Source organism: Burkholderia sp. FL-7-2-10-S1-D7 (assembly GCF_001524185.1).
Taxonomy (GTDB): domain Bacteria; phylum Pseudomonadota; class Gammaproteobacteria; order Burkholderiales; family Burkholderiaceae; genus Burkholderia; species Burkholderia diffusa.
Genome location: NZ_LOWY01000003.1, coordinates 23,717 through 36,283 on the forward strand (window position 1 = coordinate 23,717; position 12,567 = coordinate 36,283).

Genomic DNA, 12,567 nt, shown 5'->3' on the forward strand with positions numbered 1-12,567 from the left:
AAAAGCCCGACCGGCGTGAGTGCGCCGGTCGGGCTTTTTGCTGTGTGCCGCGTGTCAGTCGCACTTGCGCGCGTAGACGACGAACGCATAGCCGAACGTGTTCGGCGCGGCGGCTTGATGCGGATCGCGCGACACTTCTTGCCAGTGCGCGGGATCGGGTGCCGGGAACGACGCATCGCCGTCGAAGTCCGCGTCGATCTCGGTGACGACCAGCTTGTCGGCGAGTTCCAGGCCTTCCGCATAGAGTTGTGCGCCGCCGATCAGGAATGCTTCGGCCACCCCGTCGCGCGCGGCGAGCGCGAGCGCATCGGCGAGCGACGTGACGGTGTCGCAGCCGTCGAAGCGGCGCGCTGCGTCGCGCGTGACGACGATATTGCGGCGGCCCGGCAGCGGCCGGCCGATCGACTCGTGGGTCTTGCGGCCCATCACGATCGGCGCGCCCATCGTCGTGCGCTTGAAGAACGCGAGGTCCTCGGGAAGTTTCCAGGGCAACTGGTTGTCGCGGCCGATGATGCCGTTGCGGGCGCGCGCGACAATCAAGGTCAACGTCGTCATGAAGGTCGGGGAAGAGGAGAACCGGAATGGCGCCGATTCTACCGGAATGGCGGCGCGCGACCGCATCGATGCGGATGCGCGGGCGCCTCGGCAGTTTCCGGTCCGTCGCACCTCGCCGACGGTGGCGACGAGGTGCGGCCTTTGCGCCGTCATGTCCTGAATAAAAAGAGTGCCCGCCGGGGGACGGACACAAAAACGGTTCGCGTCGAGATATCGACGCTGCGTGAAATGACCTGACTTATCCTATTCGTCTGCAATCCTCATCGATTGAGCGGCACGTGGCCTCATATGCAGATTATTGATGCACGCGGTTTCCGGCGTTTCCCTCCATCGCATGCTGCGCGTTGCCGGGAAGCGGAACAGGAATCGGTACCGGCACCGGAGCAGGCGGGGCGAGTTCGTCCCACAGCGTCACCCATGTCTTGCCCGACGAACGCGGTTGGGGTGCGGCGACCGGCACGATACCGATGCGGTTGTCCTGTTGCGTGTGCGGCGCGTTATCGGCAAGCAGCATCGCGCGTTCGGGCCGCGCGCTTTCTTCCGAGCGGGCCGGCGTGAACGGGCACGCGAGCGCACATGCTGCAATCGTCACCTGCACACAAGACCGTGAAAAAAGTGTTCGCATGGCTGCCTTCTCCGATCCGTGACACATTCAGCGAAATACATGCCATCAGGCGAAGAGCATTGTCGCGTCTGCGATTCGCGGATGAGCGTCGTGAATCGCAAGCGAAAACGCCGGGAAATGTTTCAGGCGTGAAACGATGGGGCTTGGGAGTACTGCGGATTCATTCGATACGCTTCAAGGATGAAAATCTGAGCGTGTGTCGATGCAGGTACGCTTCACTGCGCGTGTGCTATGTGCAGATGATTGATAAACGTCGACCATTGAGCGATTCGGCCGCTCGCCCATTTGCGCTGAAATCGGTTTGTCGTATTCAGCGCCTATAACTAAGCCGTCGTGACCCAACAATAACTTGACGCGAGACAAGCGCCATCATGCGAGGCTGTTCGTCGCCGCGCATCGGCATGGCGAATCGAGCCGCTTCGGCTGACCCGGTTCGATCCTTTTGCACGCGACTTGGCGTGTGCTGCAATCGTTAGACGGTTGATGAACGGGGTGGGCATATGGGAGCCGAGCAGCGGCATGTGATCTATTTCTCGCGCGAGCCGAACGATGCGTTGCGCGGGCATTTCGACGAATGCGGGTGGCGCGTCGATCTTGCGGAAAGCGCACGCGACGTGCGGCGAGTCGTGCAGCACGGCGTGGCAACCGCCGGCCTGCTCGATTTCTCGCCGGGCTTTCGGCCCGCGGATCTGCGCGAACTCGAATCGTGTCTGAGCATCCAGCACATCGGCTGGATCGCGGCGACCCGGCGTGGGCAGTTGCAGGACCCCACGCTGCGGCATCTCATCCGCGACTATTGCTTCGACTACTTGACGATGCCGTACGAGGCATCGCGCATCGTCGAGACCATCGGCCATGCGCACGGCATGGTCGCACTGACCGACCCGGTGGCGGCGCCCGTCGGCGCCGGGCGGGCCGAAGGCGAGATGGTCGGCACCTGCGACGCGATGCTCGGACTCTTCAGGACGATCCGGCGCGTCGCCACGACCGAAGCACCGGTGTTCATCTCCGGCGAATCGGGTACCGGCAAGGAACTGACGGCCGTTGCGATCCACGAGCGCTCGGCGCGCGCGCAGGCGCCGTTCGTCGCGATCAATTGCGGTGCGATTCCGTCGACGCTGCTGCAAGCCGAACTGTTCGGCTATGAGCGCGGCGCGTTTACGGGCGCGAACCAGCGCAAGATCGGCCGTGTCGAGGCCGCGAACGGCGGCACGCTGTTTCTCGATGAGATCGGCGACCTGCCACTCGAGAGCCAGGCGAGCCTGCTGCGATTCCTGCAGGAAGGCAAGATCGAGCGGCTCGGCGCGCATGTGTCGGTGCCGGTCGACGTGCGCGTGATCTGCGCGACGCACGTGAACATGGAAGCGGCGCTGCGCGACGGGCTGTTCCGCGAGGACCTGTTCCATCGGCTGTGCGTGCTGAAGATCGAGGAGCCGCCGCTGCGCGCGCGCGGCAAGGATATCGAGCTGCTGGCGCGCCACATGCTCGAGCGTTTCAAGGGCGATGCGCATCGCCGCCTGCGTGGCTTCTCGCCGGATGCGATCACCGCGCTGTACGGCTATTCGTGGCCCGGCAACGTGCGCGAGCTGATCAATCGCGTGCGCCGCGCGATCGTGATGTCGGAGGGCCGGATGATTACCGCGGCCGATCTCGAACTCAACGAATTCGCGATCCTGGCGCCCGTCTCGCTCACCGAGGCGCGGGAAGCGGCCGAACGGCAGGCGATCGAGCAGGCGCTGCTGCGCCACCGCGGCCGTTTCGCCGATGCGGCGCGCGAACTCGGTGTGTCGCGTGTCACGCTGTACAGGCTGATGTGCGCGCATGGCATGCGCGATCGCAGCGACCCGCTGGGAGGGTTTCCGGCGCCGTTGCCGGAGGTTCCGCGCCACGCTTGCTAAAATTGGCGGGTGACGGCCGCCCTCGCGGCCGAAGGAACCCGCATGAAACAGTACCTCGACCTCGTTCGCACCATCCTCGACACCGGCACCTGGCAGGAGAACCGCACGGGCATCCGCACCATCAGCATGCCCGGTGCGATGCTGCGGTTCGACCTGCAGCAAGGTTTCCCGGCCGTGACGACCAAGAAGCTCGCGTTCAAGTCCGCGATCGGCGAACTGGTCGGCTTCCTGCGGGCATCGCGCAGCGCGGCCGATTTCCGCGCGCTCGGCTGCAAGGTGTGGGACGCGAACGCGAACGACAATGCGCAGTGGCTCGCGAACCCGTACCGCCAGGGCGTCGACGACCTGGGCGACGTGTACGGCGTGCAATGGCGCCAGTGGCCCGGCTACAAGGTGCTCGACGCAGGCGCCGACGCGCAAATCGCCGACGCGACGCGCCGCGGTTTCCGGATCGTCACGCGCTTCGAGGAAGACGGTGCGCCGAAGGTGCTGCTGTACAAGGCGATCGACCAGTTGCGCCAGTGTCTCGACACGATCATGGAGAACCCGGCCGATCGCCGCATTCTGTTTCACGCGTGGAATCCGGCCGTACTCGACCAGATTGCGCTGCCCGCATGCCATCTGCTGTACCAGTTCCTGCCGAACGTCACGAAGCGCGAGATTTCGCTGTGTCTGTACATCCGCAGCAACGACGTCGGGCTCGGCACGCCGTTCAACCTGACGGAAGGGGCTGCGCTGCTGTCGCTCGTCGGTCGGCTGACGGGTTATACGCCGCGCTGGTTCACGTACTTCATCGGTGACGCGCACATCTACGAGAACCAGCTCGACATGCTGCAGCAGCAGCTCACGCGCGAACCGTACGACAGCCCGCAGCTCGAGATTGCCGAGCGCGTGCCGGACTACGCGAAGACGGGTGTTTATGCGCCCGAATGGCTCGAGCAGATCGAGCCGTCCGACTTCTCGCTCGTCGGCTATCGGCATCATGAGCCGTTGACCGCGCCGATGGCGGTCTGAGCCCTGGCGTTCGACGGCGGCGCGGGTTACGCAATCCGCGCTAGACGGAATGAAGAAGGCCCGACTGGCATTCGCCGGTCGGGCCTTTCCGTTTCATCGGGCGCGGTTACTGGCGGTGCCGCTCGTCGTGGCCGCCGGGCGGCGGATTGCTCGGGCGCGGCGCCTCGACGTGCGGCGCCGGTTGCGGCCGTGGTTCCATGTGCGGCGCGGGCATCGACGGCCGCGGCTCCACTCGCGGAGCCTGCGGCTGCGGTCGCGGCATTTCGTGCACGGCCGGCGCGGGCGGGCGGTACTCGTTCACGCGCGGCGGCGCGACTTCGTGCCGCGGTGCCGGTTGCGCGAATTCGGGGCTCGGTTGCGGTGTCGGGGCGGCCCGCTCGGGCCTCGGTTGCGCATGCTGGGCCGGTGCCGCGAAGTCAGGATGCGGACGCGGCTGCGCAATCTGCGCGGTCGTATCGAGCCGTGGTTGCGGCAACGCGCGCGGCGTTTCCTGCCGCCCGCCGAGTTGCGTACTGGGCGCGGCTTCGGGATGCGGGGCCGGTGCCGCGCCGCGCACGGGCGGCAGTGCATTCTGTCCCGCTGCGTGCAGAGCCGTCGGCGGCGTCGGGCGCTGACGCTCCATCGGCGTATGCGGCTGCATCCACGCGGGCGCGGGCGCCGCGGCAGCATGCGTGTTGTCGTGCCCGGTCGGCGTGTTGGCGGCCGTCGGCGGGTGCGGGACGCCATTTTCAGGGCCCAATGCCTGATGCGCAGCCGGATTGCCCGGTGCCTGCGGCGTGGCACCGTTCGTGAAGCGCGGCGCATTGAGGCCTTCGCCGTTGGTCGGCCGCGCGCCATTCGGCACGACAGGCATCGGCGCACCCGGCCGTGCGGCCAGTGCCTGTGCCGGGGCTGGCTGCCCGTCGCGCGGCGCGTGCGCCGGTTGCACGACAGGACCGTGCGGGTTCACGAGCTGAACGTTGCGCATCGCCCATGCACCGGCTTTCGGGTTGCCCGGAACGCTGACCGGGCGAGCCGTATAGTCGGCCGGCACGCTCGTCTTCGCGACGGGCGCGCCCGCGCCCGGCACGCGCGCGCCTTGCCGGGCGAGACGCGCGGCCGCCTGGTCGCGATACGCGGCCGGTACCGCCGGATTGCGTGTCGCGACGAACGTGTGCTGTCCGATCGCTGCCGGCGGGCGGTAGCTGGCCGTGCGCAGTCCGCCGGTAAAGCTCTGGCGTACCGGCGCGATGCCGGGGGTGCCCGGCATCACGTGCGCGTTGCGCCATTGCTGCGGATCGACGCGCTGCGAGAAGTGCGCGACTGGCTGACCGTGCACGAACGCGGAGGCCGGCACGGCCGTGATCGCGTGCGGCGCGCGGAAGTTCACGTACGTCTTGTTGATGTTCGTGATGTTGGTGATGTTCGTCACGTTCACGGTCTTGTTGACCGTCACGTTGTTGACCACGATGTTCCGGTTCACGCGATCGTAGTAGTGCGGGCTCCAGCCACCCCAGCCGGGATGCCAAGGTTCGCCCGGGCCGAGTGCGAACCACGCGCAGCCGGCCGCGGCGACGCCGCCGACCGTCAGTGCGACGCTCCAGTCGGGGCCGCCGCCTCCACCCACGAACGCGACGAGCGCAGGCGCATAGACGGGCGGCTGGCTGACGACCATCGGGCCGGGCACCCATGCCCAGCTGTCGTCGACGTAGGCCCAGCGGCCGTAGTGATAGGGCGCGAAGCCCCACGGCGCATCGTCGACCCAGGTCCAGCCCCACGGCGCCTGCCAGATCCAGTGACCGTCGTGATACGGCGCCCAGTCGGCCGGCGTGTCGTTCGGCACCCAGACCTCGCCGTAATTCGGGGTTTCGCGCCACGTACCGTTCGCGTCGAGGTCCTGATAGCCGGGAACGTCGCGCGACACGTAGCGGGCCGATACCGAGCGCTGCTCGGCCGCATCGCGGCTGGCGGCCCACTGGTCGAGCGCATCGGGGGCTGGTGCGGCCGATTGCTGCGCGACCTGCAGGTCGGTGCCGGTGAACACGACCTGCTGCCCGGGCGACAGCGGATACTGCCCGTTGCTGCCGTAGACGGTCGCGCTGCCGCTGCGGACGGTGACCGTCGTGGTCGCGCCGTTCGGCGCGACGTCGACGCGATAGTCGCCGGGGCCCGTGATGCCGAGCGCGAGATTGGGCGTATCGATTTCGTAGGTTCCGCCGGGCGGCAGATCGCGCACGTGCGTCGACACGGTGCCGAGCCCGACCTTCAGCTGCGTCGTGTTGTCGTCGAGGTTCAGGACCGACAGGCTCGTCGATTCGCCGAGACGCACCGCGGTCGAGCCGATGTGCAGTTCCGAGCGCGCACCGGCATCGTTCCACAGCTGGTCGCCGGTCGTCAGCGGCCGGTTCACGGCAGCGTACGACCAGGTATCGGTGCCGGCGGGCTCCGTCGTCACGGCACCCGACATGTAGTTGAGCCGGGCGACGCGGCCCGGCGGATCGCCGCCCGGCTGTCGGGCGGCGGCCGTATACGTCGCGGCCTGTGCCGCTTGCGCGAATGCGGACGGCAGGGTCGCCAGCGTGGCGACGGCGAGCAGCGTGCAGCGGGCGGTTCGCTTGAGCGTGAACAGGGAGGCCATGATGAGCGTCTTCGTCGTTATTGCGGCGCGTCGATTCGTGCCGTTGAGTTCACAATATCCGCTCGGCCTGTTTCAGTGCTCAGTGTTTTGTAAGTCGGATGGCCCGCGATGTAACAAAACCTGTCCATCGCGCGCCGTTGTCGTCCGGTCGCAATGCGCGCGTCAAGTGGACGTAAGCCAGTCGTCGAAAATCTGCTGTCCCGGCACGGTGACGCGCAGCACGCGCGGCCGCGCGGTACGCTCGATCCAGCCGTGCGTGCAGAAGCTGTCGAGCAGTGCCGCGCCCAGCGCGCCGCCGAGATGCGGGCGGCGCTCGCTCCAGTCGAGACAGCGGCATGCGAAACGGCGGCGGCGCGTGCGCTGCTGTGCGACGTCGATGCCCCAGCGCCCGAGCGCCTGCGTGCCGAGTTCGGTGGCTTCGATCGCATCGCCGTCCGCCTGCAGCCAGCCGCGTGCGGTGAGCCCGTCGAAGATGCGGACCGCGAGCTCGCCGGCCATGTGGTCATAGCAGGTGCGCGCGTAGCGCAGTTCGGCCGGCACTGTGCGCGACGGCGGCGGCACCGGACGGTTCGGCGCGGCCGCGCGGGCCACGTTCGCGAGTGCCTCGAGCGACGCCGCGATGTCCGCCGACGCGAGCCGGTAGTAGCGGTGCCGGCCACGCACGTCGAGCGCGAGCAGGCCACCTTCGGTCAGGCGCGCAAGGTGCGCGCTCGCCGCGGAAGGCGACAGCCCCGCGATCATCGTCAGCTCGCCGGCCGGCCGCGCGCTGCCGTCCATCAGCACCCACAGCATCGCGGCGCGCCCAGGATCGGCGATCAGTGCGCCGATCCGGCTCAGGCCTGGAAAGTGGTGGTCGTCTTGATCGGTCATCGTCGTGTCTCGTCAGGCGGAATGCCTGCAGTGTAGGCGCTGCGCGCATTCGATGTTTCGCGTTCGGATGAAATGTCGGATGCGGCGGGGCGGTGTGCGACGCGCGGTCGCCGGCCGTGCGCGTAGAATGACCCGACGCGGCGGCAGTGGGCCGCCGGATGCGACACGATGCAACGATGAAGACGATTTTCTGCCTGTTGGCGGCCGCGTTCCTCTGCGCGGCCTGTGCGCAGGGCGGTGCGGGTGCCGCCGGCGCGCGGGGCGGCAGCCTCGAGATGTACGGGACGATCGACCAGGGCATCACGGTGCGCCGCTGACGGGCGCCGACTTCCGATGCCGGCTCAGGGTGCGGGCGGGCGTGCCGTCGCTGCCGCGCGGCGGGCTCCGCGACGTGTTGCCGCAGTGCAACGTATAATGCGCCGATTGCAGTGCCCCCGCCGCCTGGAGCTACCACGATGTCCCAACCGTCCCCCGTACCGGCCGCCCTCGACCGCACCGAAACCGTATTCCGCTTCCTCGCCGAGCCGTCGTCCGTGAACTTCGGCGGCAAGGTGCATGGCGGCGCGCTGATGAAGTGGATCGACGAGGTCGCGTATGCGTGTGCGGCGGTCTGGTCGAGCCGCTATTGCGTGACGGTCAGCGTCGGCAACATCCGCTTCCAGCGGCCGATTCTCGTCGGCAACCTGGTCGAACTGAAGGCGCGCGTCGTCGCGACGGGGCGCACCAGCATGCACATCCATGTGTCCGTGCACGCCGGCGATCCGAAGGGCGGCGTACTGCGCCAGACGACCGATTGCCTCGTCGTGTTCGTCGCGGTCGATGAGAACGGCAACCCGGTGCCGGTGCCGCCGTTCGTGCCCGAGACCGACGAACAGAAGGTGCTCGCAAAATATGCGGCCGACGTGCGCGCCGCGCTCGACAAGATCGTCGAGATGAAGCCCGAGGAAGTGGCGAAGGGCACCGTCTGACGACAACGGGCGCCGCGCATGCATGCCGCGCCCGTCATCGCGTCACCTCACCGCGATTAGCGCGATCCGATCATCTCTTCCGGGCGCACCCACGCGTCGAATTCCGCCTCGGTCAGGTAGCCGAGCGCGAGCGCGGCGGCTTTCAGCGTCGTGCCTTCCTTGTGCGCCTTCTTCGCGATCTGCGCGGCCTTGTCGTAGCCGATGTGCGGATTGAGCGCCGTCACGAGCATCAGCGATTCGTTGAGCAGCAGGTCGATGCGCGCGCGGTTCGGCTCGATGCCCACCGCGCAGTGGTCGTTGAAGCTCTGCGCGCCGTCGGCGAGCAGCCGGACCGACTGCAGCACGTTGTGCGCGATCATCGGCCGGAACACGTTGAGCTCGAAATTGCCGCTGGCGCCGCCCACGTTGACCGCGACGTCGTTGCCGAACACCTGGCAGCACAGCATCGTCACCGCTTCCGACTGCGTCGGGTTCACCTTGCCCGGCATGATCGAGCTGCCCGGTTCGTTTTCCGGAATCGACAGTTCGCCGAGCCCGCAGCGCGGCCCGCTCGCAAGCCAGCGGACGTCGTTGGCGATCTTCATCAGGCCGGCCGCGACCGTCTTCAGCGCGCCGTGCGCGAACACCAGCGCGTCGGCGGCCGCCATCACTTCGAACTTGCTCGGGGCGGTCACGAACGGCAGCTTCGTCAGCCGGCCGATCTCGTCGGCCACGCGCACCGCGAACTCCGGATGCGCGTTCAGCCCGGTGCCGACGGCGGTGCCGCCGAGCGCGAGTTCGTACAGGTGCGGCAGCGCGGATTCGACGTGCCGGATGCCCTGGTCGAGCTGCGCGACGTAGCCGGAAAACTCCTGCCCGAGCGTGAGCGGCGTCGCGTCCTGCAGGTGCGTGCGACCGATCTTCACGATGTCGGCGAAAGCCTTCGACTTCGCGTCGAGCGTCGCGCGCAGCGTGCGCAGCGCGGGCAGCAGGTGGTTGACAATCGCGTAGGCGGCCGCGACATGCATCGCGGTCGGGAACACGTCGTTCGACGACTGGCCGCGGTTCACGTCGTCGTTCGGGTGGACCTTGCGTGCTTCGCCGCGCTCGCCGCCGAGCAGCTCGCTCGCCCGGTTCGCGATCACCTCGTTGAGGTTCATGTTGGTCTGCGTGCCGGAGCCCGTCTGCCAGACCGCGAGCGGGAATTCGCGCGGATGCTTGCCCGCGATGATCTCGTCGGCCGCGTCGATGATCGCGCGCGCCTTTTCGTCGGCCAGCACGCCGAGCGACTGGTTCACGGCGGCCGCGGCACGCTTGACGATTGCGAGCGCGTGGATCAGCTCGGGCGACTGCTTCTCCGTCGAGATCCGGAAATTCTGCAGCGAGCGTTCCGTCTGCGCGCCCCAGAGCCGGTTGGCCGGCACGGCGATCTCGCCGAACGTGTCGCGTTCCATCCGAACTGCTTCGTTCATGATGCACTCCTCTTGGGAAGGTGAAAGGCCGCGGGTCGCGCGGCGTCTGGCGTATCGTGAGGCAATCGCGCCGCTGGCGCGGCGTCCTGGGTCTTCAATCGACAAGCATAGCGCCGGCTGCGATTTTGCGTCGTGCCGAGCTCAACGCGTCGGCGCGACCAGCGACGAGGTCTTCCGGTGAAAGCGCCAGGCCATCAGTACGGCGACGCTCGCGAGGCCGGCCGCGAGCCCCCACCACAGGCCGCGAGCGCCGAGGCCGGCATGGAATGCCAGCCAGTAACCGGTCGGAAAACCGATTCCCCAGTAGCCGAAGGTCGCCGCGAGCATCGGGATGCGCGTGTCCCGCAGTCCGCGCAGTGCGCCCGACCCGACGGTCTGCATGCCGTCGACGATCTGGAACACCGCCGCGATGCCGAGGAGCGATGCGGCCAGCGACACGGTCGCCGCGTTGGCCGGGTCGTCGAGTTGCAGATACAGGCCGACGATCGCATGCGGCGCGACGATCAGCACGAGCCCCGACAGCGACATGAACGCGACGCCGAGGCCGAGCGCGACGAAGCCCGCATGTCGCGCGGCGACCGGCTGGCCGGCGCCGACCCAGTAGCCGACCCGCACGTTGGCGGCCTGGCCGATCGCGAGCGGCACCATGAACGCCACGGACGCGACGTTCAGCGCGATCTGATGCGCGGCAAGCGACGTCGCGCCGAGCACGCCGATGGTGAGACCCGTGGCGAGAAAGAGCGTCGATTCGACCCCGTACGTGATCGCCACCGGCCAGCCGATGCCGATCAGCTCGCCCATCAAGGGCAGTTTCGGACGGGAGGCGGTCACGAAATGGCGGAACCGCTGGCGGCCGTGCAGCAGCCAGATCAGCGCGAGCGCGGTCAGCCAGATGGTGATGGTGGTCGCGACCGCCGAGCCGAGGAAGCCGAGCCGCGGCAAGCCGAATGCGCCGTGGATCAGCCCGTAGTTCAGCACGCCGTTGACGCCGACGCCGCCGATCGAAACCCACAGCAGGCGTCGTGCGGCGCCGATCGCCGGCAGGAATGCGCGCATCAGTCCGACGCCGATCAGGCTGCCGAGCGCCGCGAACCGCAGGATGCCGGTGTACTCGCCGACGTGATGCGCGAGCGTCGGCGGCTCGTGGAACATCAGCAGGATCGGTTCGGACAGCGACAGCGCGACGATCGCCGGAATCGCGAGCAGCACGGACAGCATGAAGCCGGTCCAGTAGATGTGCGGCACGCGGTGTTCCGCCTGCGCGCCGCGCGCATGCGCGACGCTCACGCTGACCGACGAGAGCACGCCCTGCAGCACGGTCACGATGACGAAGAAGAAGTTCGCGCCGAGGCCGCCCGCCGCGAGCGAATCGGGGCCGAGTGAGCCGAGCAGTACGGTGTCGGTGACGCTCATCGCCATCTGCGAGAGCTGCGCGATCGCGAGCGGCGCGGCGAGGCGCGCGGTATCGGCGGCATGACTGGACAGCGACGGCGATGCGACGGGCGTCTGCGTAAGACCGGAATGCGACATGGAATGAGCGCTCGCGCGGGTGCGGGCCCGCGCTGTCTGTATTTATTTTGAGAGACGCCTAGATTACGGCTTTATTCGAACGGTGTCGAACGCGCGTGCCGATGGCCATGTCGCGGTCAGGGGGAACCGCTACGCGTCGTGAACCGCGATCCGCGTATCGCCGAACAGCACGACCTGCCCCGCGCGGATCTTGCAGGTCTTGCGCAGTTCGACCACGCCGTCGACTTTCACCGCGCCGGACGCGACGAACATCTTCGCCGTGCCGCCGCTGTCCGCGAGGCCGGTGATCTTGAGAAGGTTGTGCAGCTCGACGTATTCGCCGGTCAGCGTGAAATCCAGATTGGGCATGACGAAGGATGCGCGCGATGCGCAGGAGGAATCGCCCCGCATCATACGGCACCGAGGGCCGGCGCGCGAGTGCGGACGGTCGCGCAGGCCCGCGCGCGGCAGTTGTTAAGGACTGTGAGCGATTCGTCAGCAAATGAAACGGTGGGTAACAGTCTGAGAGATTGGAGAACCGGACGTGCGGCCTGCGGGTCTTTCGTCGTACCTGCTGCGTGTTGCGGCAGGGGACGCGACGGACCGAATCGAGGCGGTCCGCGCCCACAACTTCTTGAGGAGGATTGTCATGTCCAAGATTCGTACGATGCTGATCGGTGCCGCGCTGACGGCGTTCGCTACTTCGGCCGCATTCGCGCAGACGGGTGTCGCGGCACAGGGCACCGCAGGTGCCGGCATGCAGATGCAGGCGCCGGCAGCAGGGGCAGGCGCTGGCGCGAACGCGTCGGGCAATGCGGTCGGCGGCGCGACCGACGCGGTCGGTGCGGCTGCCGACGGCGCGAAGGATACGGCGGCGTCGTCGGTCCACTCGGCCAAGAAGCACGCGAAGCATGCGGCGAAGTCGGCCAAGCATCATGCCGGCTCGGCGAAGTCGAAGGTGGGCGACGAGGCGGTCGAAGGCAGCGCGTCAGCCGGCGTGCAGGGCGGTGCATCGGCCTCGGGCGCCGCGCAGTAAGCGGCCCCCGACGTCGCACGACGT

General features: G+C 68.0%; 12 protein-coding genes. 5 read left to right on the forward strand and 7 right to left on the reverse strand.

The features are described from left to right. Nucleotides 1-54: 54 nt before the first annotated feature. Nucleotides 55-555, reverse strand: coding sequence for a dihydrofolate reductase (locus WS75_RS00310; protein WP_059678662.1), 501 nt, complete (start codon nucleotides 553-555; stop codon nucleotides 55-57). A gap of 295 nt (nucleotides 556-850) precedes the next feature. Further along, nucleotides 851-1,147, reverse strand: a complete 297-nt coding sequence (locus WS75_RS00315) for a hypothetical protein (RefSeq protein WP_257129295.1) — start codon at nucleotides 1,145-1,147, stop codon at nucleotides 851-853. A gap of 533 nt (nucleotides 1,148-1,680) precedes the next feature. Here WS75_RS00315 and WS75_RS00320 point away from each other — a divergent pair. Continuing rightward, nucleotides 1,681-3,078 carry a sigma-54 dependent transcriptional regulator gene (locus tag WS75_RS00320; protein WP_059678664.1) on the forward strand — a complete coding sequence of 466 codons (1,398 nt, stop codon included), beginning with the start codon at nucleotides 1,681-1,683 and terminating at the stop codon, nucleotides 3,076-3,078. 42 nt (nucleotides 3,079-3,120) lie between these two features. Then, a complete protein-coding gene (locus WS75_RS00325; RefSeq protein WP_059678713.1) occupies nucleotides 3,121-4,092 on the forward strand; it encodes a thymidylate synthase in 972 nt (323 codons plus the stop codon). A 106-nt stretch (nucleotides 4,093-4,198) separates the two neighbouring features. On the opposite strand, the gene WS75_RS00330 is transcribed toward WS75_RS00325, so the two are convergent. Then, nucleotides 4,199-6,709 (reverse strand): DUF6600 domain-containing protein, encoded by a 2,511-nt coding sequence (locus WS75_RS00330; RefSeq protein ID WP_059678665.1) that lies wholly within the window; start codon nucleotides 6,707-6,709, stop codon nucleotides 4,199-4,201. A gap of 162 nt (nucleotides 6,710-6,871) precedes the next feature. Then, nucleotides 6,872-7,579: an ArsR/SmtB family transcription factor gene (locus WS75_RS00335; RefSeq protein ID WP_059678666.1), complete on the reverse strand. Its 708-nt coding sequence runs from the start codon at nucleotides 7,577-7,579 to the stop codon at nucleotides 6,872-6,874. 176 nt (nucleotides 7,580-7,755) lie between these two features. Between WS75_RS00335 and WS75_RS33995 the strand changes: the two genes are divergently transcribed. Together WS75_RS33995 and WS75_RS00340 are read left to right on the forward strand one after the other, a co-directional pair. After that, nucleotides 7,756-7,896 carry a hypothetical protein gene (locus tag WS75_RS33995; protein WP_174906966.1) on the forward strand — a complete coding sequence of 47 codons (141 nt, stop codon included), beginning with the start codon at nucleotides 7,756-7,758 and terminating at the stop codon, nucleotides 7,894-7,896. A 138-nt stretch (nucleotides 7,897-8,034) separates the two neighbouring features. Next, nucleotides 8,035-8,547, forward strand: a complete 513-nt coding sequence (locus tag WS75_RS00340) for an acyl-CoA thioesterase (RefSeq protein ID WP_014897688.1) — start codon at nucleotides 8,035-8,037, stop codon at nucleotides 8,545-8,547. A gap of 56 nt (nucleotides 8,548-8,603) precedes the next feature. Here WS75_RS00340 and fumC read toward each other — a convergent pair whose 3' ends face one another. The 3 genes from fumC to WS75_RS00355 form a co-directional block, all read right to left on the reverse strand. Next, nucleotides 8,604-9,998, reverse strand: coding sequence for a class II fumarate hydratase (gene fumC, locus WS75_RS00345; protein ID WP_059678667.1), 1,395 nt, complete (start codon nucleotides 9,996-9,998; stop codon nucleotides 8,604-8,606). Between the two features lie 141 nt (nucleotides 9,999-10,139). Further along, nucleotides 10,140-11,528 (reverse strand): multidrug efflux MATE transporter NorM, encoded by a 1,389-nt coding sequence (gene norM, locus WS75_RS00350; RefSeq protein ID WP_059678668.1) that lies wholly within the window; start codon nucleotides 11,526-11,528, stop codon nucleotides 10,140-10,142. 129 nt (nucleotides 11,529-11,657) lie between these two features. After that, complete coding sequence (locus tag WS75_RS00355; protein ID WP_006753074.1) at nucleotides 11,658-11,876, reverse strand: RNA-binding S4 domain-containing protein; 219 nt, start codon at nucleotides 11,874-11,876, stop codon at nucleotides 11,658-11,660. Nucleotides 11,877-12,156: 280 nt separating this feature from the next. Here WS75_RS00355 and WS75_RS00360 point away from each other — a divergent pair, with 280 nt between their 5' ends. Then, nucleotides 12,157-12,543, forward strand: coding sequence for a hypothetical protein (locus WS75_RS00360; protein ID WP_059678669.1), 387 nt, complete (start codon nucleotides 12,157-12,159; stop codon nucleotides 12,541-12,543). Nucleotides 12,544-12,567: the final 24 nt, after the last annotated feature.